This window comes from Rhodanobacter sp. sgz306013 (assembly GCF_057031145.1).
The window spans coordinates 135,756-158,313 of sequence record NZ_JBXCIJ010000002.1 but is presented as its reverse complement, the minus strand read 5'-3'; the positions used below and the strand labels follow the sequence as shown (position 1 = coordinate 158,313).

The following is a 22,558-nucleotide window of genomic DNA, read 5'->3' as shown; positions in this document are numbered from 1 at the left end:
TTCATCGCTGGGTTGGTCCCTCTCCCTGCTCCCCGAGGCTGGCGCCATCCTCGGCGCCTCCCCGTATGTCCCGAAGGGGAGGGATGGGAAGGGTATTGCGGCGCGCCACCAGTTCCAATGCCATGTTCGCGGCCGCGATCAGGCTGGACGGGTCGGCGCGGCCGCTGCCGGCGAGGTCCAGCGCCGTGCCGTGGTCGACCGAGGTGCGAATGAAGGGCAGGCCGAGCGTGAGGTTGACGGTGCGGTCGAAGGCTTCGCTCTTGAGCACCGGCAATGCCTGGTCGTGGTACATCGCCAGCACCGCGTCGTAGCGCGCGCGCTGGGCGGGCACGAAGGCAGTGTCGGCGGGCAGCGGGCCGATCAGCTGCATGCCATCGGCGCGCAGCGCGTCCAGCAGCGGGATGATGGTGTCCAGTTCCTCGCGGCCCAGATGGCCGCCCTCGCCAGCGTGCGGATTCAGGCCCAGCACGGCGATGCGCGGCTGCGCGATGCCGAATTTCGCGCGCAGTTCCGCATGCACGATGCGCAGCGTGCGTCCCAGCGTGTCGGGGGTGATCGCGGCGGGCACGGCGGCCAGCGGCAGGTGGGTGGTGGCCAGCGCCACGCGCAACTCGGGGCTGGCCAGCATCATCACCACGTCCGCGCCGCTGCGTTCGGCGAAGAATTCGGTGTGGCCGCTGAAGCGGATGCCGGCCTCGTTGATCGAGGCCTTCTGCAGCGGCGCGGTGACCATGGCGGCGTAGCGACCGGCCAGGCAGCCGTCGGCGGCCTCGGCGAGGGTGGCGAGCACGTGCGACGCATTGCGCGGATCGGGTCGGCCAGGGATTTCCGCGACGTCCAGCGGCAAGTGGTGCACGCGCAGGCAGCCAGGTTTCCGATGCGCGCATGGCGAACCGTCGTCGTCGGCCAGCGCGAGGCGCAGGCCGCAGCGGGCGGCGGCGCGGGCGAGCAGGTCGCGGTCGGTGATCGCCACCAGGTCCGCCGCCAGCGGCGTGGCGGCCAGTCGCGCGATCAGTTCGGGGCCGACCCCGGCCGGCTCACCAGCAGTGACGGCGAGCCGCGGGAGCGCCATGCCGGAGGCTCTTAGGAAGCTTTCCCGGCGCTCGCCGGCGTGTTGACCTCGTCGCGCAACGCAGGCACCAGCACGTCGATGTAGGCGTTCGCACGCAGGTCGCGCAGGAAGTCGTCGTAGGCCTGCTCGGCTTTGCGGTTGCCGATGGCCTGGCGCGCCTGGTCACGTTCCATCTGGGTGGTGAGGTCGCTCTGGCGGCTGCCCAGCAACTGCAGGATGTCCCAGCCGTTGCCGGTCTGGAACGGCTGCGAGACCTGGTTTTCCTTCAGCTGGCCGAGCTGCTGCGCGATCGCGCTGCCCCAGGCGTCCTTGGCGAACCAGCCCATGTCGCCGCCGAGGTTGGCGGTGGTGTCGTCCTTGGAATTTTCCTTCGCCAGCTTGGCGAAGTCCGCATGCTTGTTGACGATCTGGTCGTACAGTTCCTGCGCCTTCTGCTGCGCCTGTTCCGGCGTCATCAGTTCGCTCGGCTTGAGCATGATCTGCCGTGCGTGGTACTCGGTGACGATCTGCTTGGACGGCTCGCGCTGGCCGACCAGCTTGATGATGTGGAAGCCGGTGGGGCCGCGCAGCGCGGGGCTGACGTCGCCGGGCTTCATGTTGGCCACGGTGTCGGCGAAGGCCGGCGGGATCTCGTCCATGCGGCGCCAGCCGAGGTCGCCGCCGTCCAGCGCGTCGGACGCGTCGGAGTAGCGGATCGCCGCGGCGTTGAAATCCATGCCGCCCTTGATCGCGTTGATCGCCTGCTCGGCCTTGGCGGCGGCGGCCTGGATCGCGGCGGCGTCGGCGCCGGAGGGGATGCTGATCTGGATGTGCGCCAGGTGCACCTCGCCGGCCTTGTAGCTGGGGCTGGCGAGCAGGTTGTCGATCTCGCTGTCGGTGACCGACACCTGGTCGTGCACCACGCTCTGGTGCAGTTGCTGCACGGTGAGCTGGTCGGCCAGTTGCTGGCGGAACGCGCCGAAATCCTCGCCGCTGCGCTGCACTTCGGCGCGCAGCTGGTCGGGGCTCATCTTGTTCTGCTGCGCCACCTCGGCCACGGCTTGGTCGACCTGGCTGTCGGAGACGTGCACGCCCTGGTCATCGGCCTTCTGCAGCTGCAGCTTCATCAGGATCAGCCGGTCCAGCACCTGCTGCTGCAGCACGTTCATCGGCGGCAACTGGCCAGGCTGGCTGGCGTATTGCTGCTGGATCGAGCGCACGGCGTTGTCGAGCTCGCTTTGCAGGATCACGTCCTCGTTCACCACCGCCACGATGCGGTCCAGCGGCTGGGTCTGGCCGGCCGGTGCGGCGTTGGTGCCGGCGTTGGACAACAGCTGGGCCTGCGCGGGCAGCGCGAGCACGAGGGCGGGCAGGAGCAGTGCGAGGAATCGCTTCATCAGGGAGCAGCCGGAGGATGGATACAGCGGTTTATTGATAGCCGAGAATATCACGGCGCAGCAGCGGGTCGATCTGGCCGCCGGTAGAGCCGAGGCCCTTGAAGACGACCTCGAACATGATGGCGTTGTCGCGCAGGTTGGTCTGGCCCGGCGTCGTGGGTGGCGCGACGCCGTAGTAGCCCTGGTTCACGTAGCTGCGGTCGACCAGCCGCAGGGTGACGCAACAGCTGTCGTACTCCACGCCGGCCAGCGCCTCGATCGTGCCCTTCAGCGGGTTGACCACGCCCTTGACCGGTTCCGCATACGTCCACGCGCCGATCAGGCGCCAGCGCTCGGACACCGGGTAGACCGCCGAGACGCTGTATTGTTCCATCAGCCCGCGGCGGTAGCGGTAGGCGAAGTTGACCACCCCGTCCAGGCCCAGCCGCCCCTGCAGCTGCAGCATCGCCATGTCGGTGCGGCGGGTGTTCGGGCTCCACTGGTAGGAGCTGCTGGCGCGCCAGCGGTCGCTGAGCTGCAGGTCCAGCTGGGCCACGTAGGCGGAACCGGACCAGTCGGTGACCGTGCCGCCGGGCATCTGCACCTTCTGCGGGGTGAAGTAGCGGATCTGGCCGAAGCTCGCCGACAAGCGCTCCACGCCGCCGTCGTCCAGCAGGCGGGTGGTGATCGCTGCGGTGAGGTTGTTCGCGTTCATCTGGCGATCGGCGCCGGAGAACTGGTTGGTCGAGAACAGCTGCCAGTAGTCGAACGACATCAGGCTGGTGTCGAACAGCGGCAGGTTGTCCTGCTGGCGGTAGGGCACGTACAGGTAGTAAAGCCGCGGCTCCAGCGTCTGCGTGTAGTTCTGGCCGAACAGCGAGGTACCGCGGTCGAACACCAGGCCGCTGTCCACGCTGACGACCGGCAGCGAACGGCTGGGCGACTTCTGCGTGAACGGCGTCGCCGCGCCGTTGCCCAGCAGGCCGTAGTAGCCGTAGTTCTGGTAGCCGTTGCTGAGCTGGTAATCGGTGTAGCGCCAGGCCACGCGTGGGCGCACGAACCAGCCCGGCGTGCCGAAATCGGCGCCGATCCAGGGCTGGATGTCCTCGCGGCTGCCTTCCACGGCCCCCGGCTTGCGGAATGCCACGAACTGGTTGGTCATGCCGAATTCCAGCCAGTGGTTCAGCGGCAGATCGACGTTGAAGTTCGCGTTCGGCAACTGCCGGTACGGCAGCGAGGCGTCGGTGAGGAACGGATTCATGTTCTGGTAGGCGACGCCGCCCAGCGAGGCGTTCCACCACTTGCCGCCGCCGGTGATCTGCGCGGAGGACGCCAGCAGGTATACCGGCGCACCGCCCAGGTCGTTGCCGAAGTCGTAATAGAAATTGTTGTCGGAGCTGCGGTCGATCGAGGTGCTGAAGTTCCAGCTCTGCCACAGGTGGGTGGTGTCGGTGAAGTTGATCCGATAGCGCCGCGTACCCTGGGTGTCGGCCGTGGTGAGCGGGTCGCTGCGGCCGTGGTCGTTCGGCACGTACTGCACGTCCAACGCGCCGCTGCTGCCCGGCACCAGATAGCGGAATTCGCCGTCGAGCATCGGCCCGCGCAGGCTGTAGATGCGCGGATCCAGCGTGGCGTCGTAGTTCGGCGCCAGGTTGAGGTAGAACGGCGTGCTGAGCATGTAGCCCGAGCGGCTGGTGTGGCCAAACGTGGGATACAGGAAACCGGTCATGCGCCGGTTGTCCACCGGGAAACTGAACCATGGCAGGTAGAGCAGGGGCACGCTGCCGACGCGGAAGGTGGCATTGCGCGCCACGCCCCGGCCGGTTTCCTTGTCGACGCTGATCGACTTGCCGCGGAATTCCCAGAGATGGTGGCCCACGTCGCAGGTGGAGTAGGTGGCCTGCGAGTAGCGGGTGCGGTTGGCGTCGAACATCTGCGCCTTGCTGGCCGTACCGTTGCCGCGCGAATCCAGCATCTGGTAGCGCACGTCGTCGGCAATGCCGGTGCTGGCGTCGTTGTTGCCGCGGGCGCGGGTCGCGGCCAGCAGTTGGCCGGCATCCTGGTAGCGCACGTTGCCCCGCGCGTCGTAGTCGGTGGTGTCGTCGTTGTAGTCGGCCGTGTCCGCCTGCAGCCGCTGGTCGGCGCGTTCCATGCGCACGTCGCCGGCAAGGTGGTAGACGGTCTGGTTGGAGCTGTCCACGTGTTGCGCGGTCACGTAGGTATTGCTGGTGTCGCGCAGGCTGCTGTCGCGGCTCAACGCGGGGTCGTAGAACTCCAGCATCGCGTTCGGGCGGCACATCGCGTAGTTGTACGGGCGCGGCGAGCAGTGGAAGGAGCCCAGCGGACAGACCTGCTCGCTGCCGTCCAGCGAACTCTTGCGGTGCTGCCCCTGGCCGCTGCCCATGGCTTCGACCGGTCCGCCGATCAGGGCAAGCGCGGCGGCGACCGCCAGCAGGCGTCGTGGGGGGAGCTTGCGCGTCACAATGGGAATCCTGCGGTCGTGAGGGTCGTAAAACTAGCAGAAACACCCCGGATCAGGCAGGCGCAAGGCCTGCTTGACGCAAGCTGGGATTCAATCCTAGACGAACCCGTACGGACCAGGTGCGAGGCGGGATGGCTAGGGAGCCCAGTCCCGGGCAGTGCGCGGCGTCTCGCTGCCCGGCCGCCGGGAGATCGCCCGACGGCGGGCGGTGCCAACGCCTGCACTGCCTGCCGCAGCGCTGTTCGGCTCAGACAGCAGGCACGGCGCGGATCCCGGCATGCGCCGCATCGAGGGGCGCTGCGCTCAGCGCGATTTGCGCTTGGGCCAGATGTTCCCGACAGCAGCAGCCCCGCCGGACTGCGCTGCTGTTTATTCGAGCAGGGCCTCGACGTGGGCCGCCGCGCTGGCCGCCAGCGCGGCAAGGTCGTAGCCGCCTTCCAGCGTGGAGACCAGGCGGCCGTCGGCGTGCCGGTTCGCCAGCTCGACCAACTTCGCGGTGATCCAGGCATAGTCCTCGCTGCCGAGGCAGAGGTCGGCCAGCGGATCGCGCTGGTGCGCATCGAAGCCCGCCGACACCAGTACCAGTTGCGGCTTGAACGCGTGCAGCCGCGGCAGCAGGTCGCCCTCCCACAGTTCGCGGAACAGGTAGGGGCCGTCGCCGGCCGACAGCGGCCGGTTGAGGATGTTGCCCGCACCGCGCTCGTCCGGGCCGCCGCTGCCCGGGTACAGCGGCATCTGGTGGCTGGAGGCGAACAGCACGCGCGGTTCGTGCCAGAAGATGTCCTGGGTGCCGTTGCCGTGGTGTACGTCGAAATCGGCGATCACCACGCGCTTCAGGCCGTGGGCCGCCAGTGCGTGTGCCGCGGCCACCGCCACGTTGTTGAACAGGCAGAAGCCCATCGCCTGCCCGCGGGTGGCGTGATGGCCGGGCGGGCGCACCGCGCAGAATGCGCGGCGCACGTGGCCGCCGCCGAGCACGGCGTCGACCGCCGCCACCACGGCGCCCGCGGCGCGCAAGGCGGCCTCGGCGGAGCCGGGCGAGAGCACGGTGTCCTCGTCCAGCCGCTGCACCTGCCCCGCCGGTATGGCGGTGAGGATGCGATCGATATGGGCGGCATCGTGCACGCGCAGCAGCTGCTCGCGGCTGGCGCGCGGCGCCTCGACGCGATCCAGCGCGGCGTGGCGGTCGTGGTCCAGCGCGCGCAGCACGGCGGCGAGTCGCGCCGGCGACTCGGGGTGTCCGGGGCCGTTGTCATGCTCCAGACAGGCCGGATGCGTATACAGCCGCAGCATGCGGAAGATTCAGCCAGCGGCGGGCTTGCGCCGCCGCTCGTGCTGCCACAGCACCTCGCCGTGGCCCCCGGCGCGCGCCAGCACCCGGCAGAGCACGAACAGCAGGTCGGAGAGGCGGTTGAGGTAGCGCTGCACCTGTGGCCGCACGTCGGGTTCCGCATGGCGCAGCTTGATGACTTCGCGCTCGGCGCGGCGGCACACGGTGCGCGCGAGATGGCAGCAGGCCGCAGCCATGCCACCGCCCGGCAGGATGAATTCCTTCAGCGCCGGCAGAGGTTCGTTGAACGCGTCCAGCGCGGATTCCAGTCGTGCGATGTCGGCGTCCTCGACCATCGCCATGCCGGGGATGCACAGCTCGCCGCCGAGGTCGAACAGCTCGTGCTGGATCTGGGTCAGCGCCTCGCGCACCGCCGCATCGACATGCTCGCAGGCCAGCACCATGCCGATCGTGCTGTTGAGTTCGTCCACCGTGCCGTAGGCGGCCACGCGCGGCGAATCCTTCGACACGCGCGAGCCGTCGCCGAGGCCGGTGCTGCCGTCGTCACCGGTGCGCGTATAGATCTTGGAAAGGCGGTTGCCCACGCTCAGTGCTGGGTCTGGCCACCGCGTTGCGGGGCGTGCGACAGCTGGGTCGCCAGCGCGTGCAGCACCGCGCCCAGCGCCACGTAGACGGCGGTGCCGGTGAGGAACGGGAGGTACCAGTCGCCGAGGTTGGCGAACCAGGCGGCGAAGCTGCGCGGCGCCGGCACGCTGGCGCTGATCCAGTAGAAGCTGCCGTTGGAGATCAGGTAGCACAGGCCTTCGGCGGCCAGCAGCGCGGCGATTGCGAGGCCCAGCGTGGCGAGGCTCAGGCCCTGCTGGCGCTTCGCCAGCCAGCTGCCGCCCAGCCACAGCGCGCCGTAGGACGGCACCAGGAACCAGTAGGCGGGCGACACGCAGTAGTGGCTCCAGAAGTCGATGCCCTGGCCGGTGATGACCAGGTAGTCCATCAGCACCGCCTCCGCCATCAACAGCGGGAAAGCCCAGCGACCCTGTCCGCGCAGCCAGAAGCCGGCGAGGAAGAACACACCCCACGAGGCGTCCCACAGCGCGTGGTGCAGCAGCGAGGGATGGACGCGGGTGACGCCCATGACCAGGGCCAGGCCCAGGAAGATGACCAGGCGTCGGGTCGTTGAGGTTGCCATGTGTACTCCGTGCAGCTCGGCGGGATTCAGACGCGCAGTTTATCCCAATGTGGCCGGCCCGATGCGTCGGCGGCCCGCCGGCGCGTATCATCCGGCGCATGAATCCTCCCACCTCCCCCGCCAGCGGCGGCGTGCTGATCGTCGGCGGCGGCCTGGTCGGTGCCAGCCTCGCGATTGCGCTGGATGCCGCCGGCATCAAGGCCACCTTGGTCGAGGCCGCTGCGCCGCATGCCGGCGCCCAGCCCAGCTACGACGAGCGCAACCTCGCGCTGGCCCGCGCCAGCGTCAACGGCCTTGCCGCGATCGGCGTGTGGACACATGCCGCAGCGCAGGCGACGGCGATCCGCCATATCCACGTAAGCCGCGCCGGCGAGTTCGGCAGTACGCGCATGGATGCCGCCCGGCACGGCGTCGATGCACTGGGCTGGACCCTGCCCGCGCGCGAACTGGGCGCGGCCCTGCTGCGCCGGCTGGACGACTGCACCCGGCTCACCCGGCTCGCGCCCGCGAAGCTGGAATCGCTGGAGTCGCGGCCCGGAGGCTGGCGCGCCCGCGTCAGCACCGCCGGCGGCGAACGCACGATCGAGGCCGGGCTGCTGGTGGGCGCCGACGGTACCGAGTCCTTCGTGCGCGGCCAGCTCGGCATAGGCGTCGAGCGCCACGACTACGAACAGACCCTGTTCGTGGCCACGGTGACGCCGGAGCGCGGGCATGCAAACCGCGCCTTCGAGCGCTTCGCGGACACCGGCCCGGTAGCCTTGCTGCCGCTGGCGGAGGGGCGCTGCGGCCTGGTGCTCACGGTGCCCGCCGGGCAGGCCGACGCCGTGGCGGCGATGGACGACGAGGCCTTCATCGCGCTGGCGCAGCAGCGCTTCGGCTGGCGGCTGGGGCGTCTCGGCCGACCCGGCAGGCGCCATCCGTATGCGATCCGTCGCGTGGCCGCGCAGCGGCTCACCGGCCCACGCGCGGTACTGGTGGGCAATGCGGCGCAGACCGTGCATCCGATCGGTGCGCAAGGCTTCAACCTGGGCCTGCGCGATGCGCTGACCCTCGCCGAACTGGTGGCTGCCGCGGACGATCCCGGCGCCCCCGGATTGCTGGAGCACTACGCCGCCCGCCGCGCGCCCGACCGCGAGGGCACCATGGCGATGAGCCACGGCCTGGTGCGCCTCGCCTGCCTCGAACAGCCGATGTTGGCCCCGCTGCGCTCGCTGGCCCTGCTGGCTCACGATCGCCTGCCGCCGCTGCAGAACAGGCTAGCGCGGCACGGCATGGGCTTCCGCGGCGACCCGCCACGCGCGGTGCTGGAGCGCCTGCCGTGAGCGTCTCGCACCATGCCCGCGCGCCGCGCCGCGGCCCCGCGCTGGATGTCGCCGTGGTCGGTGGCGGCATGGCGGGCGCGGCCGCTGCACTGGCGCTGGCCCGCGCCGGCTTCACCACCGCCTTGCTGGAGGCGCGCGCGCCGCAACCCTGGGACGTTGCCGACGAGGTGGATCTGCGTGTAGTGGGCCTGGCGCCCTCGTCCGTCGCCTTGCTGGACGACCTGGGCGTCTGGACGTCCATACGGGAATCGCGTTCCGGGCCCTACGAGCACATGCACGTATGGGACAGCGAAAACGGTGCGGCCATCGATTTCGACGCCGCCGACGAAGGCCGCGACCTGCTTGGCCATATCGTCGAGAACAGCCTGGTGCAGTGGGTGCTGTGGCAGGCGCTGGACGTTGCCGGCGTGCGCCGCCTGTGCCCGGCCGAAGTGCGAGCCTGCGTACCGCGCGAGGATCGCATGGCGCTGGAGCTGGCCGACGGCGAAAGCCTGTCCGCGCGCCTGGTGGTGGCCGCCGACGGCGCCGCTTCGCCGCTGCGCGAGATGATGGGCATCGCCACCCGCAGCCGTGACTATGCGCAGCGCGCGGTGGTGGCGCACGTGGCCACCGAGCGGCCGCATGGACGGACAGCCTGGCAACGCTTCCTGCCCAGCGGTCCGCTGGCCCTGCTGCCGCTGGGGGACGGGCGCAGTTCCGTCGTCTGGTCGCTGCCCGAGGCCGAAGCGCGGCGCGTGCTGATGCTCGACGACGCGACCTTCCTGCAGGAACTGGGCGTTGCCAGCGATTTCCGGCTGGGGCGCATCGTTTCCTCCACCCGGCGTGCCGCCTTCCCGCTCAAGCTGCAGTTGGCCGAGACCTACCAGGCCGAGCGCTTCGTGTTGCTCGGCGATGCCGCGCACGTGGTGCACCCGCTGGCCGGGCAGGGGGTGAACCTGGGACTGCGCGACGTGATCGAATTGCGCGACGTGCTGGTCGCCGCGCGCGACGCGGGCCGCGATTTCGCCTCCGCCCACGTGCTGCGCCGCTATGCGCGCCGTCGGCGCAGCGCCGATACGCTGGATGCGCGCGGTTTCGACGCGCTGGCGCGCGTCTATGCGTGGCAGTCGCCACCGCTGGTCGCCGCACGCGGCCTCGGGGTGCGCCTGCTCGACCGGCTGGTGCCGTTGAAACGCCGCCTGGCGGAGCATGCCGCCGGGCTTTGAATGTCGTCCCCTGAAAAGCCAGGGACATCCATCAGGAGGAGCCGTCATGCGTATCGCTCGATTCTGCAGTGCCGTGGTGCTTTCGGCGTTCGCCTTCGCTGCCCAGGCGAAGATGGTGCATCGCCCGGTCGAATGGACGCTGGGCGGCACCCGCTTCCACAGCGTGCTGGTCTACGACGACGCCGGCAGCGCGAAGCGCCCCGGCCTGGTGATGGTGCCGAACTGGTTTGGCGTCAACGACGAGGCGGTCAAGAAGGCGGAGATGATCGCGGGCAAGGATTACGTGATCCTGCTCACCGACATGTATGGCGCCAACGTGCGCCCGCAGCTGGACAACGCCCAGCAGGCGCAGGCCGCGGTGAAGCCGCTGTACGCGAACCGCGCATTGATGCGCCAGCGCGTGAACGAAGCGCTGGCCCAGCTCAGGGCGCAGGCCGGGAACGCGCCGATCGACACGACGCGGCTCGCCGCCATCGGCTTCTGCTTCGGTGGTGCGGCGGTGCTCGACCTCGCCCGCAGCGGTGCGGACGTGGCCGCCGTGGTCTCTTTCCACGGTGACCTTTCCACCGACGATCCTTCGATGGCCAAGCACATCAAGGCCCGCGTGCTGGCGATGAACGGCGCCGACGACACCTGGACGATGAAGGACGCCGACAAGTTCATGGACGAGATGCGCCAGAGCCCCGCCGACTGGCAGTTCGTGGTGCTGGGCCACGCGGTGCATTGCTTCACCGAAGTGGGCGAGAACTCGCCGGGCTGCAAGTACGACGCAAAGATCGCTGCCCGCTCGTACGGGTTGATGCATGCGTGGTTACGGGAGGCGTTTGCGGGGCGAGATTGATCGCGATCCCTGGTGTTTGTCGGTGGGGGCCGGAGCGGTTTCGAGTGCCTGTCGGCGCCCGAGTCACTTTCTCTCGCTTGCCCGAGAGAAAGTAACCAAAGAGAGGGGCACCCCGATGGCGCGCCCTCCAGGCATCCTGCCTTCCGGGTGCGCGGGTGGGCTACGGGGTTTTTCGACGGCACATCCTGTGCCGGCGAAAAACTGGCTCGCATCCATGCGAGCCATCCTGCGGACTTTCCTTCGCCCACCCGCCGCGCCATAGGGGCCCCGGGTAGAGCAGCGCGCTCCCGGCGCGCAGAAGCAACGGCCGGAACAAAGCAAAACTCTGCACGTTCGCCGCACTTCCGCTTCTGGCGCGCACGATGCGCGTCCGCTCTTCCGGGGCCCCTGGGCGGCGGTGAGGCGGGGACGAGGAGGCCGCGCAGCGAGCGAGGTCATGGATGACCTCGCCTTTTCGCGCGGGCAGGATGCCCGCTCGAAAAGCCCGGGCCCGCCTCACGCACTTGCCGGGCAGGATGCCCGGCAAGCGCCAACCGGGGTGCTCTTTCTCTTTGGCTACTTTCTCTTTGAGCACGCAAAGAGAAAGTGGCTCGGGCGCCGTCAGGCGCACGAAACCGCTTTGATGCAGCGTGACCAGCACGCCCCGGCCAAAAGGCCGGGAAGAAAGCTCAGCGTCCGGTGATGCGCTCCGCATCCAGTTCATCCGGCGGCACCACCGGTGCATCCGGATGCGCGGCAGCCTCCAGTTCGGCGGCCTCCACGGACGGCGTGCGCCAGCCCGACTTCACGCCCCACAGGTAGAACACGAGGCCGATCACCGCCACCACCACCAGGTCCCAGCCATAGGGCAGGTAGCCCTGGCCGCCGAAGGTGGTGCTGCCGGCCCAGGAGACGAAGGCGATCGTGGGTAGGTAGGCGACCAGCCACCAGGCGCCCTTCATCTGGCGGCCGAAGTCGTGCCAGCCGCTTTTCGCCTGGTAGTAGAAGTAGATCGGCAGCGCCACGACCATCAGCAGGATGATCTCGCCGGTCAGCGGCCACTTCGCCCAGTACAGCAGTTCGGTGGACATCACGAAGGCGATGCCGGCGAGCACGGGCAGGCCGGCGAGGCGCAGCGGGCGGTGCAGGCCGGGCGCGGTGCGGCGCAAGGTCATCACGCTGACCGGGCCGGTGAGGTAGGAAATGATGGTGGCCACCGAGATCACCGCTGCCAGCGTGCCCCAGCCGCGGAAGAAGAACAGGAACAGGAACGACACCGCGAGGTTCACCCACATCGCCGGGCGCGGCACGCCCCACTTCGGGTGCACGCGGCCAAGGATCTTCGGCAGCGTGCCGTTGCGCTCCATGCCGTAGAGCATGCGCGCGGTGGTGGCGGTGTAGGTCATGCCGGTGCCGCTTGGGCTGATCACCGCATCGATGAACAGCAGCGTGGCGAGCCACTGCAGGCCGAGGATGATGGCCAGGTCGGCAAACGGCGAACTGAAGTTGATGCCATGCCAGCCCACGTTGGCCAGCATTTCGCGCGGCACCGCGCCGATGAAGGCCACCTGCAGCAGCACGTAGATCACCGTGGCCAGCACGATAGAGCAGACGATCGCGAACGGGATGCTCTTGCCCGGGTTGTGCGCCTCGCCGGCGAGGTTCACCGGACTCTGGAAGCCGTTGAAGCTGAACACGATGCCGGCGATGGCGACGGCGGTGAGCACGGAGGCGAAGTCGATGGAGTGCACCTCGCCGTGGATGCCGACGCTGAAATTCGCAGGGTGGAAGCCGCTGGCGATCAGCAACACGGCGGTTAGCGCGGGGATCACCAGCTTGAACAGGGTGATCGCGGTGTTCGAGCGCGCGAACAGCTTCACGCTCCAGAAGTTGAGCAGGAAGTACGCGATCACCAGCACGGCGGCAATGGCGAGGCCCGCCGGGCTCAGCTCGCCGTGGCCGCCGGGCACCTGATGATAGAGGTCCTTCGCCCAGGCCCATTTCCACGAGGACATGTACTGCGCCGAGGCCTCGGCCTCCACCGAGATCACCGAGACGATCGCGATCCAGTTCGCCCATGCCGCGATGAAGCCCACCAGCGAACCGTGCGAATAGTGGCCGTAGCGCACCATGCCGCCGGACTCGGGGAACATCGCCCCGAGTTCGGCATAGGTCAGCGCGATGAACAGGATGATCACCGCACCGATCACCCAGGCCCAGATCGCGCCGGGGCCGGCGATCTGCGCCGCGCGCCAGGCGCCGAACAGCCAGCCGGAGCCGATGATCGAGCCCAGGCCGGTGAGCATCAGGGCGAACGGGCCGACGTCGCGGCGGATCGAGCTGCTGGAAGACATGGAAACTCCTGAAGCGCGCGGCTGCGCATCCCCGAAAGGGGTCGATGGTTGCAGAGCGGGGAGCGCCTGTCACCCCGCGAAGGTCATGTGCGCCGTACGCGGCGGTACGCGATGTGCGCGAAATCCGGCGCCGCAGCTGGCGCCGGGCAGGGCGGAAAGCGCATTCCGCAAGCGCCGGGAGCGCGGAGACCTCAGCACTCGATCACGTTCACCGCGAGGCCGCCGCGCGAGGTCTCCTTGTACTTGTCCTTCATGTCCCGCCCGGTGTCGCGCATGGTCTTGATGACCTTGTCCAGGCTTACGCGGTGCTTGCCGTCGCTCTTCAGCGCCATGCGGCTGGCGTTGATCGCCTTCACCGAACCCATGGCGTTGCGCTCGATGCAGGGGATCTGCACCAGGCCGCCGATCGGGTCGCAGGTAAGGCCGAGGTTGTGCTCCATGCCGATCTCGGCGGCGTTCTCCACCTGGTGGATGCTGCCGCCCAGCGCGGCGGTGAGGCCGCCGGCGGCCATCGAGCAGGCCACGCCCACTTCGCCCTGGCAGCCCACTTCGGCGCCGGAGATCGAGGCGTTTTCCTTGTACAGGATGCCGATGGCGGCGGCGGTGAGCAGGTAGTCGATGATGCCGTTCTCGTCCGCTTTCGGGCAGAAGCGGAGGTAGTAGTGGCCCACCGCGGGCACGATGCCGGCGGCGCCGTTGGTGGGCGCGGTGACCACGCGTCCGCCGGCGGCGTTCTCCTCGTTCACCGCCAGCGCGTAGAGGTTGACCCAGTCCAGGATGGTCAGCGGGTCTTTCAGCGCGGCCTCGGGCTGGTTGCGCAATTCCTCGGCCATGGCCGGCGCGCGGCGCGCCACGTGCAGGCCGCCGGGCAGCGTGCCAGGCGAGCGCAGGCCGCGCGTCACGCAGTCGGCCATTGCCTTCCAGATGGTGACCAGCCCGGCGCGGGTCTCGGCCTCGGGGCGCCACACGGCCTCGTTCGCCATCATCAATTGCGCGATGGTGAGCTGGTGTTTCCCGCACAAGGCCAGCAGCTGGTCGCCGGTGGTGAACGGGTAGGGCTGCTCGGTGGTGTCGGCGACGATGCGGTCCTCGGCGGCCTCGTCGTTGTTCACCACGAAGCCGCCACCCACCGAGTAGTAGTCGCGCGTGGCCAGTTCGTTGCCGGCGGCGTCATAGGCGGAGAAGCGCATGCCGTTGGTGTGGAACGGCAGCTTCTGGCGCTTGTTGAACACCAGGTCGGCCTTCTCGTCGAATGCGATCTCGTGCTTGCCGAGCACCCGGATGCGGCCGGACTTGCGGATGCGCTCGAGGATGCCGGGGATCGCATCGGCGTCGACCGTGTCCGGGTGCTGGCCCTCGAAACCCAGCAGCACCGCCTTGTCGGTACCGTGGCCGCGGCCGGTCATCGCCAGCGAACCGTACAGCTCGGCGCGCACGCGCGCGACGCGGTCCAGCACGCCCTTCTCCTCCAGCCAGCGCTCGGCGAAGCGCGCTGCGGCGCGCATCGGGCCCACCGTGTGCGAGGAGGACGGCCCGATGCCGATCTTGAACAGGTCGAATACGCTGACGGCCATGATGCGCTGCGGGTGGGAAGAGGGAGCCGCTATTCTACGCAGGCACTTCCTGTCTGGCAGTCCATCCGCGTCCGCATGGCCAACCTCGTCCTCTATCAGCGCGACTACTGCCACCTGTGCGACCTGGCGCTGGCGGTGCTGGCCGAGGCGCGGACCCCGGAGTTCGAGAGCGTGTGGGTGGACGATGCGCCGGCGCTGGAGGCGCGCTACGGCACGAGGGTGCCGGTGCTGCGCGACGGCCGCGACGGCCGCGAACTGGACTGGCCGTTCGACGCGGTGGCAGTGCAGGCCTTCCTGGCCGCTGCCTTATAGCAGCGCCCCCTGTGCGCGATCCGCTGTGCGCTTCGATCAATCGCGCACAGGGTGCGCTCCTGCGGGCGCCTCATTTCGCCGCCAGCACCAGGTGCGCGTGCACCTTCACGTCGGCGCCGATCACCGAGGTGTCGGCGTAGTCGCCGCCGCCGACGCCGAAGTCGAGGCGCTTGAGCGTGCCGGCCACATCCAGCGTGGCGTTCTTCCCCTGCGGCTTGAAGTCTACCGCGAGGCTCACCGGCCGGGTGACGCCGCGCAGGGTCAATTGGCCATCGGCGACCACCTTGCCGCCCACGTTGCGGAAGCCGGTGGTGACGAAGTGCGCGCTGGGGTACTGCGCCACGTCGAAGAAATCCTTGCCGGGCAGCGCGGATTGCTGGTCCTTGTCGCTCACCGCGACGCTCGCGGTGGTCACGGTCACGTCGAACTTCGACTGCGCGGGCTGGGCGGGGTCGTAGCTGATCGTGGCGTGCCATTGCCTGAAGCTGCCGTCGAAGCTGGCGCCCTGGAAGCTGCCGGTGAAGCCCAGCGTGCTGGATGGCTGCACCGTGTAGTCGGCGGCCAGGGCGGCGCCAGGCAGGGCGAGCGCCAGCAGCAGGCCGGCGCGGAGGCGGTGGATCTTCGTCATGGGCGTTGTCCCTTGTCGTTGCGCAATTTGCCGAACGGCAGCATGCGGCGCAGCACATCGTCGCCGTCGAACACCTGGTGCTTCAGCGCCGCGCCAACGTGTCCCACCAGCACCAGCACGAGGAACCAGAACAGGTATTCGTGCACCGCATGCGAGAAATGGCGCAGTGTGTCGTCCTTTGCCGCAATGCCGGGCAGGTTGAACAGCTTGAAGAACTGCAGCGGTTTGCCGGTTACCGAGTTGTACCACCAGCCGCTCGCCGGGATGGCCAGCGCCAGCAGGTAGAGCAGCGCGTGGGTGGCGCGCGCGGCCCATTGCTGCCAGTGCGGCGCGGGCAGTTCGCGCGGCCTGCCGTCAGGCCAGCGCCAGGCCAGGCGCAGCAGCATCAGCGCCAGCACGGTAAGGCCGATCGACTTGTGCAGCGCCAGCCAGTTGATCTTCTGCATCGGGTTCGATGCCAGGTCCATGCACAGGCCGAACACGCCATTGCCGAGAATGGCCAGCGCCACGATCCAGTGGAAGGATTTGGCGATCGCGCCCCAGTGGCGGTCGTCGCTGCGCAACTTCATGGAGAGTCCTTGGCGGCAGGGGTTTCGTTGGAAGAATGATCGTCGCGGACGGCCTCCAGCTCCATCCACACGGACACGCGGTGGCCGATCGAGCCGGGAAAGGCCGTGATGCCGAAGTCGCTGCGGTCGAGGGTGGCGGTGGCCGAGAAGCCGGCAACGGTGTGCAGGCCGTACAGGGTGCGCGCCACGCGGTTGAGGCGGAACGGGATATCGAGCGGGCGGCTCACGCCGTGCAGGGTGAGCGTTCCGCGCAGCACGCCGTGGCTGGCATCGGTGCGTTCTACCGACTGGCTGACGAAATGCGCCTCGCGGTATTGCGCACAATCCAGCAGGGCGTGCCCGCAGACAGCCTTGTTCCAGCCGGCGTCGCCCATGTCCAGGCCGGCCAGGTCGATGTCGAGCTCCGTGCTCGCGTGGGCCAGATCGTGCGGATCGAGGCGCAACCAGCCGCGCGCGATGTGCAGGCGTCCGAACGGCCGCGAATAGCCGTCGTGGTCGATGCTGAAGACGATCTGGCTGTGCACGGTGTCGTAGCGGTACTCGTGCGTGCCGGCGAACGCTGCCATGGCCGGCACAGCCAGCAACAGCAACAGCAACAGCAACAGCAACAACCAGCGTGGGGAGCGTGGGCGGGACATGCAGCGGAGTCTGGACGATCGCCGATCCCGGCGCCAGCGGTGACGGCGGAACGCAGCGTTCGCTTCACGGATCGATGCGGCTGCGGCTGCGGCTGCGGGGCGCGCTCGCGCGGGTATCGTCGTTTTGGCATGATGCGGCGAGCGGCAGGGGATACGCCATGTTTGCATCACTCGTGTTGGGAGCCGTCTTGTCCACGGCGATGCCGTCGGCTGCAGGCGGCGCGGGGCAGCCCGCCGCGGCGACGAGCGCCGCGCCTGACACGGGCCTGCTGCCCACGCCGCAGTTCCGTCACTACAGCCAGGCCGACGGCATTCCTTCGGGGGCGGTGCATGCCATCGCACAAGACCGCAATGGCGTGATGTGGTTTGGCTCCGACGAAGGCCTGGTTCGCTACGACGGTGTCGACTTCCAGCTGTTCAGTCATTCGCTGGACGATCCGGATTCGCTGCCGGCCGACCAGATCTATGCGCTGTACGTCGATCGCGACAACCGCGTCTGGGCCGGCGGCGTCACCAGCGGCCTGATCGTCTACGACCAGCGTAGCCACCGCTTCCGCGACTGGACGCACGATGCGAAGAGGCCGGACAGCCTCGCCGGCAACGAGGTCTGGAGCATCGCGCAGACCGCTGATGGCGAAGTATGGGTGGCCACGCAGGCTGGGCTGGATCGCATGCACCCGGATCTCGACGGCTTCGACCACGTCGCATTGCCGACGGCATCATCGGCTGCTGCTGCCGGTGCGCCTACCCCCGTGGCGGTGCGTGCCCTGCTGGCCGATGCCGATGGCCGGCTGTGGATAGGCGCGACCGACGGGTTGTTCGTGCGCGAGCCGGACGGAAGCATGCATGCCGTGCCGGTGGCGGCGGGTTTTCACGGCGATCTGCACAGGATCTGGCGCATCCAGGGCCGCCCGGGCGAGATTCGCGTGGCGACCTACGGCGGGTTGCTGGTGATCGGCAAGGATGGTGTGGCCCGGCCGTTCGCCGACGAGCGGTTGACGGCCCTGAAGGCTTCCATCACCGCGAGTGCGCGCGATGCGCAGGGCCGGCTGTGGCTGGCCGGCACCAAGGGCGTCCTGCTCGCCGACGGTGACGGTGGCCTGCAGCACATCGCCAGCCACCCGCTGCTGCCGGGCAGCCTGCCCGGCGAGCGTATCTGGCAGGTGATGCGCGATCGGGAGGGTGCCCTGTGGTTTGCCCTCGATCAGGGCGGCCTGGCCTACCTGCCGCCGAACTGGAGCGGCTTCGCGCGTTTCACCCATATCCCGGACGATCCGAACAGCCTGATCGGCATTTCCGCGATGACCGTGCTTGCTGGTCGCGACGGTCGTTTGCTGGTCGGTGGCTCCAATGGCTGGATCGACGCGTTGGACACGCGCAGCGGCGAGGTGCAGCACCTTTCGAATGTCCTGCACAGCAACATCACCTCGATGGCGCAGGATGCCAAGGGCCGGTTGTGGGTCACCGAGAGTGGCGCGGTGGTCCGACTGGAGCAGGGCAACGCGACAGAACTGGATATCGCCAGGGCGGGTATGACGCGTCCGGTGTTCGTCAGTGCGCCGGGTGACGGCAGGGTCTACGTCGCCTCCTGGGGCGAAGGGATCTTCGCGATCGATCCCGACAGCCTGGCGATCACGCACGTACCGCTGCCGAAGGGCGTGGAGAGCGTGGCGATCGCCGACCAGCTCCGGACGCACGATGGCACGCTGTGGTTCGCAAGCGGTGGCGGCCTGCTCCGGCTGGATGCGCAGAGCGGCCGCATGGAAATGGTGCCCGGCGTGCCGCATGCCGAAGTGCTTGCCGTCGATTTCGATGCGGGCGGTTTCTGGGTGGTGTCGCAGCACGCGCTTTCGCACTACCGCTACGCCAACGGCGCGGCGGTGCGCGACCAGTCCATCGACGTGCGCCGCCAGCCGTTCCTGCCCAACCTGATGTCGATTCGCGTCGACCGGCAGGGCAACGTGTGGTTTTTCGCCAACCCCGGCCTGTGGCGGATGGATGCGCACACGCATCGCTTCAGCAGCTTCGGCGTGGCGCAGGGGTTGTTGAACACCGAGTTCACCAACGGCTCGACTGCGGTGTTTCCGGATGGCAGCGTCTTCGCCGCCACCAACGGCGGCGTGGTGGCATTTCATCCTGACGAACTGCCGCAGGACACACCGGCGGTGGTTCCACAGCTGACGCTCAGCAGGCTCAGCGTGAACCGTGCCGGGCACGTCCAGACGCTTGATGCCGCGCCGGGGCACGAGGTACGCATCGGCTGGCGCGACCGCGATCTGCATGTGCAAACCCGGCTTGCCTCCTACGTCAATCCCGCGGCCAACCGTTACCGCTACCGTCTGCTCGGGTTCGATACCGATTGGGTCGATGTCGGCGATCGGGGTGAGCGCGAATTCGCCGGGCTGCGTTCAGGTGACTACACCTTGCAGGTAAAGGCCGAAAATGCGGAAGGCGTGTGGTCGCATCTGGCGGCGGCGCTGCGCATCCACGTGGAGGCGCCGCCGTGGCTGCGGTGGTGGGCATGGCTGCTGTACGCGGCGGGGCTGGCGGCGGTGGTGGGCTGGATCCTGTGGGCGTGGCGGCGGCGGCTGGCGCAGCGCCACCGGATCGAGCTGATCGAGCAGCGGCGGGTGCTGGCGGAGCAGGCGAGCGCGGCGAAGACGCAGTTCCTGGCGACGCTGAGCCACGAGATCCGCACGCCGATGACCGGCGTGATGGGGATGGCCGAGCTGCTGTTGAACACGCCGCTGGACGCGAAGCAGCAAGACTACACGCGGGCGATGCAGCGATCCGGCGGCATGCTGCTGAAGCTGCTCAACGACGCGCTGGACCTGGTGCGCATCGATGCCGGGCGGCTGGAACTGGAGCCGGCGCCGTTCGATCCGCGCCAGCTGGTCGAGGACGTGGCGCAGCTGGAGCAGGGCCAGGCCTGGAGCAAGGGGCTGCGCTTCGTGGTGGCGATCGCCGACGACCTGCCGGCACAGGCGATCGGCGACGCGGTGCGCATCAAGCAGGTGCTGCTGAACCTCGCGAACAACGCGCTGAAGTTCACCGCGCACGGCAGCGTGACCCTGCGCGCGGCGCGCAGCGGCGACAGCCTGCTGTTCAGCGTCAGCGACACCGGTCCGGGCATTCCCGAGGGCAGCCAGGCACGCCTGTTCCAGCGCTTCGAGCAGGAGGAGAGCCCGCAGCGCCGCGCCGGCAGCGGCCTGGGCCTGGCGATCTGCCGCGAGCTGGTGGAGATGATGGGCGGCAGCATCGAGCTGCAGTCGCGGCTGGGGCACGGCAGCAGTTTCCTGGTGCGCCTGCCGCTGATCGAGGTGGGGGAGGCGACCGGCGAGGCGCAGGCATCGAGCGGACCCGGCGAGCGCCATCTGCGGCTGCTGCTGGTGGAGGATGATCCGATCGTGGCGGCAGTGATCGCCGGCCTGTTGCAGCAGCAGGGCCACGAGGCCTGCCACGTGGCGAACGGCCTGCTGGCCTTGGCGGAGCTGGAGCGGACCCGCTACGACGCGGTGCTGCTGGACCTGGACCTGCCGGGGGTGGACGGCTTCCAGGTGGCGCGGCTGATCCGCCGGCGCGAGGGGGAGAAGTACCTGCCGATCGTGGCGGTGACCGCGCGCTCGGGCGAGGCGGACGAGGGGCGGGCGCACGAGGCGGGGATGGACGGCTTCCTGCGCAAGCCGCTGACGGGCGACGAGCTGGCGGCCATGCTGGCACGCGTGCTGCGCCGGGCGGGCGGACACGCGGTGGCAGCGGGCGGCTGAGCGTAGCGGCGCTTCGTTACATGTCGTGCTTGGCGATCTCGAAGCCGCGACGCTGGTACTCGCGCCAGCGCTCGCGCGAGCCGTCGCGTTCGGCGGGGTCGGCGGCCACCACCTCCAGCACGCGCTCGCAGTGTGCGTCCGGGCAGTGTTCGCGCAGGTTGATCACGAGCGGTCGGTCCGGCGTATCCATGCCCGGCGGCACGATAAGCACCGCGGTATCCGCGTCGTCGTCGTCGCCGGCGAGCTGGTGCGGGATGAAGGCATCCTCGTCGAACGCCCACAGCAATTCATCCAGCGCATCGGCCTGCGCATGGTCGCGGGTCAGGATCAGTGTCGGCTGCTGCGCCGCGAACGCCCGCTTCGTCAGCTCGCAGACCAGCAGCAGCGGCTGTTCGCGGAAGCGCGGCTTGTCGATCAGGTAGAAGTCGGCGCGGGGCATGGCGGTGTCCGGAGCGCCTTATGCGCCGCGATCCAGCAGCCACTGCGCCAGCAGCGCCACCGGACGGCCGGTGGCGAGGCCCTTGCGACCCTCGTCCCAGGCCGTGCCGGCGATGTCGAGGTGCGCCCAGCGCTGGCCTTCGGCGAAGCGCGACAGGAAGCAGGCGGCGGTGATCGCGCCGGCGCTCTTGCCGCCGATGTTGGCGACGTCGGCGAAGCCGGAGTCGAGCTGCGCCTGGTAGTCGTCCCACAGCGGCATGCGCCACGCGCGGTCCAGCGTCTGCTCGCCGGCGGCGAGCAGTTCGGCGGCGAGGTCGTCGTGCCTGCTGAACAGGCCGCTGGCATGCTTGCCCAGCGCGATCACGCAGGCGCCGGTGAGCGTGGCGGCATCGATCATCGCCTGCGGCTGGAACGTCCGTGCAGTCCAGGTCAGCGCGTCGCACAGGATCAGCCGACCCTCGGCATCGGTGTTGAGCACCTCGATGGTGAGGCCGGACAGGCTGGTGAGCACGTCGCCGGGGCGGTAGCTGTCGCCGTCCGGCATGTTCTCGGCCGAAGGCACCACGCAGACCAGGTTGTGTCCGACGCCCATCTTCACCGCGGCGACGAAGGCGCCGAGCACGCCGGCCGCGCCGCCCATGTCGAACTTCATCTCCTCCATGCCGGGGCCGGGCTTGAGGCTGATGCCGCCGGTGTCGAAGGTGATGCCCTTGCCGACGAAGGCGTAGGGTGCCGCGTCCTCGGCGCCGCCGTGGTACTGCAGCGCGATCAGCTTCGGCTTGTTCGCCGAGCCGCGGCCCACCGCGAGCAGCGAGCCGAAGCCAAGCTGCTCCATCTCCACGTGGTCGAGCACCCGGCAGTCGACCTTGTCGTGCGCGTCGGCGAAGGCCCGCGCCTGATCGGCGATGTAGGCCGGTGTGCAGATGTTCGGCGGCAGGTTGGCCAGCTCGCGCGCAAAGCGCACGCCCTCGGCGATGCCGCGGGCTTGCGCCAGGCCGGCTTCCGCATCGGCGCCCGCGGCGAAGGCCAGCGCGGCGAGTTCCGGCTGGGCGCTCTTCTCGCGCGGCTTGAAGGTGGCGGTGTAGCGGTAGGCGGCGTGGTCGGCGGCCAGCGCGGCGGTGCGCACGCGCCAGGCGGCATCGCGGCCCGGCACGTCCACCTCGGCGAGGTACCACGCCGCTTCGGCGAGCGGCAGCCTGCCCAGCGCGCGGCTGGCCTCGATCGCCACCTTCTGGTAGCGCGCGGCGTCGAAACCCTTCTGCGTGCCCAGGCCGACGACCAGCACGCGTTTCGCGGCAATGCCGACGGGCGCGTACAGCACGGTGGTGCTGCCGGCCTTGCCGCTGATGTCGCCGCTTTCCACCTGACGCTTGATCGCGCCGCCGATGGCGCCGTCCACGCGAGCCGCCGCGCTGGTCAGCACGCCCTGTTCGTACACGCCTACCAGCACGCAGGCGGTGTCGGCGGTTTCGGGGGCGGCGGTGGTCAGGCTGAACTGGAGGGGCATCGGCTGATCCTGCATGGGCGCGGCAAGCGGCGAACCGG

Annotated in this window: 19 protein-coding genes; 6 read left to right on the top strand and 13 right to left on the bottom strand. The window is 69.3% G+C overall.

What is annotated here, in order from left to right; genetic code table 11:
* Position 1: 1 nt before the first annotated feature.
* The 6 genes from pdxA to AC2EWF_RS05735 all read right to left on the bottom strand — a co-directional run bounded on the left by pdxA (position 2) and on the right by AC2EWF_RS05735 (position 7,386).
* Positions 2-1,072 (bottom strand): 4-hydroxythreonine-4-phosphate dehydrogenase PdxA, encoded by a 1,071-nt coding sequence (pdxA, locus tag AC2EWF_RS05760; RefSeq protein ID WP_483638413.1) that lies wholly within the window; start codon positions 1,070-1,072, stop codon positions 2-4.
* Between the two features lie 11 nt (positions 1,073-1,083).
* Complete coding sequence (locus AC2EWF_RS05755; protein ID WP_483638412.1) at positions 1,084-2,448, bottom strand: peptidylprolyl isomerase; 1,365 nt, start codon at positions 2,446-2,448, stop codon at positions 1,084-1,086.
* Between the two features lie 31 nt (positions 2,449-2,479).
* The gene (locus AC2EWF_RS05750; protein WP_483638411.1) at positions 2,480-4,909 is read right to left on the bottom strand and encodes an LPS-assembly protein LptD; all 2,430 of its coding nucleotides are present in this window, start codon (positions 4,907-4,909) and stop codon (positions 2,480-2,482) included.
* A gap of 369 nt (positions 4,910-5,278) precedes the next feature.
* Entirely contained in the window at positions 5,279-6,202 is a 924-nt protein-coding gene (locus AC2EWF_RS05745) for a histone deacetylase family protein (RefSeq protein ID WP_483638410.1), read from the bottom strand.
* 9 nt (positions 6,203-6,211) lie between these two features.
* A complete protein-coding gene (locus AC2EWF_RS05740) occupies positions 6,212-6,784 on the bottom strand; it encodes a cob(I)yrinic acid a,c-diamide adenosyltransferase (RefSeq protein WP_483638409.1) in 573 nt (190 codons plus the stop codon).
* A gap of 2 nt (positions 6,785-6,786) precedes the next feature.
* Complete coding sequence (locus AC2EWF_RS05735) at positions 6,787-7,386, bottom strand: hypothetical protein (RefSeq protein ID WP_483638408.1); 600 nt, start codon at positions 7,384-7,386, stop codon at positions 6,787-6,789.
* Positions 7,387-7,484: 98 nt separating this feature from the next.
* On the opposite strand from AC2EWF_RS05735, the gene ubiH reads away from it, so the two are divergent.
* From ubiH to AC2EWF_RS05715, 4 genes are all read left to right on the top strand, one after another.
* Positions 7,485-8,708 carry a 2-octaprenyl-6-methoxyphenyl hydroxylase gene (gene ubiH, locus AC2EWF_RS05730; RefSeq protein ID WP_483638407.1) on the top strand — a complete coding sequence of 408 codons (1,224 nt, stop codon included), beginning with the start codon at positions 7,485-7,487 and terminating at the stop codon, positions 8,706-8,708.
* Positions 8,705-9,913 (top strand): UbiH/UbiF/VisC/COQ6 family ubiquinone biosynthesis hydroxylase, encoded by a 1,209-nt coding sequence (locus tag AC2EWF_RS05725; protein WP_483638406.1) that lies wholly within the window; start codon positions 8,705-8,707, stop codon positions 9,911-9,913. Before ubiH ends, AC2EWF_RS05725 begins: the two co-directional genes overlap by 4 nt.
* Before the next feature lie 46 nt (positions 9,914-9,959).
* Complete coding sequence (locus tag AC2EWF_RS05720) at positions 9,960-10,754, top strand: dienelactone hydrolase family protein (protein WP_483638405.1); 795 nt, start codon at positions 9,960-9,962, stop codon at positions 10,752-10,754.
* A gap of 436 nt (positions 10,755-11,190) precedes the next feature.
* A complete protein-coding gene (locus AC2EWF_RS05715; RefSeq protein WP_483638404.1) occupies positions 11,191-11,436 on the top strand; it encodes a hypothetical protein in 246 nt (81 codons plus the stop codon).
* Here AC2EWF_RS05715 and AC2EWF_RS05710 read toward each other — a convergent pair.
* Together AC2EWF_RS05710 and AC2EWF_RS05705 are read right to left on the bottom strand one after the other, a co-directional pair.
* A complete protein-coding gene (locus AC2EWF_RS05710) occupies positions 11,423-13,087 on the bottom strand; it encodes an APC family permease (protein WP_483638403.1) in 1,665 nt (554 codons plus the stop codon). The genes AC2EWF_RS05715 and AC2EWF_RS05710 overlap by 14 nt on opposite strands.
* Positions 13,088-13,278: 191 nt before the next feature.
* Complete coding sequence (locus tag AC2EWF_RS05705; RefSeq protein WP_483638402.1) at positions 13,279-14,661, bottom strand: L-serine ammonia-lyase; 1,383 nt, start codon at positions 14,659-14,661, stop codon at positions 13,279-13,281.
* Between the two features lie 75 nt (positions 14,662-14,736).
* On the opposite strand from AC2EWF_RS05705, the gene AC2EWF_RS05700 reads away from it, so the two are divergent.
* Complete coding sequence (locus AC2EWF_RS05700; RefSeq protein WP_483638401.1) at positions 14,737-14,973, top strand: glutaredoxin family protein; 237 nt, start codon at positions 14,737-14,739, stop codon at positions 14,971-14,973.
* Between the two features lie 70 nt (positions 14,974-15,043).
* Here the strand turns inward: AC2EWF_RS05700 and AC2EWF_RS05695 are convergent, their stop codons facing one another.
* The 3 genes from AC2EWF_RS05695 to AC2EWF_RS05685 are packed head-to-tail and all read right to left on the bottom strand — an operon-like array spanning position 15,044 to position 16,808.
* Complete coding sequence (locus tag AC2EWF_RS05695; RefSeq protein ID WP_483638400.1) at positions 15,044-15,601, bottom strand: YceI family protein; 558 nt, start codon at positions 15,599-15,601, stop codon at positions 15,044-15,046.
* Positions 15,598-16,170 (bottom strand): cytochrome b, encoded by a 573-nt coding sequence (locus AC2EWF_RS05690; protein WP_483638399.1) that lies wholly within the window; start codon positions 16,168-16,170, stop codon positions 15,598-15,600. Before AC2EWF_RS05690 ends, AC2EWF_RS05695 begins: the two co-directional genes overlap by 4 nt.
* Entirely contained in the window at positions 16,167-16,808 is a 642-nt protein-coding gene (locus AC2EWF_RS05685) for a YceI family protein (RefSeq protein WP_483638398.1), read from the bottom strand. Before AC2EWF_RS05685 ends, AC2EWF_RS05690 begins: the two co-directional genes overlap by 4 nt.
* A 158-nt stretch (positions 16,809-16,966) precedes the next feature.
* On the opposite strand from AC2EWF_RS05685, the gene AC2EWF_RS05680 reads away from it, so the two are divergent.
* Positions 16,967-20,575: a hybrid sensor histidine kinase/response regulator gene (locus AC2EWF_RS05680; RefSeq protein ID WP_483638397.1), complete on the top strand. Its 3,609-nt coding sequence runs from the start codon at positions 16,967-16,969 to the stop codon at positions 20,573-20,575.
* Between the two features lie 16 nt (positions 20,576-20,591).
* Here AC2EWF_RS05680 and AC2EWF_RS05675 read toward each other — a convergent pair whose 3' ends face one another.
* Both AC2EWF_RS05675 and AC2EWF_RS05670 read right to left on the bottom strand, forming a co-directional pair.
* On the bottom strand, positions 20,592-21,014 hold the full coding sequence (locus AC2EWF_RS05675) for a DNA polymerase III subunit chi (RefSeq protein ID WP_483638396.1): 423 nt from the start codon (positions 21,012-21,014) through the stop codon (positions 20,592-20,594).
* An 18-nt stretch (positions 21,015-21,032) separates the two neighbouring features.
* Positions 21,033-22,520, bottom strand: a complete 1,488-nt coding sequence (locus AC2EWF_RS05670) for a leucyl aminopeptidase (RefSeq protein WP_483638395.1) — start codon at positions 22,518-22,520, stop codon at positions 21,033-21,035.
* Positions 22,521-22,558 lie beyond the last annotated feature (38 nt).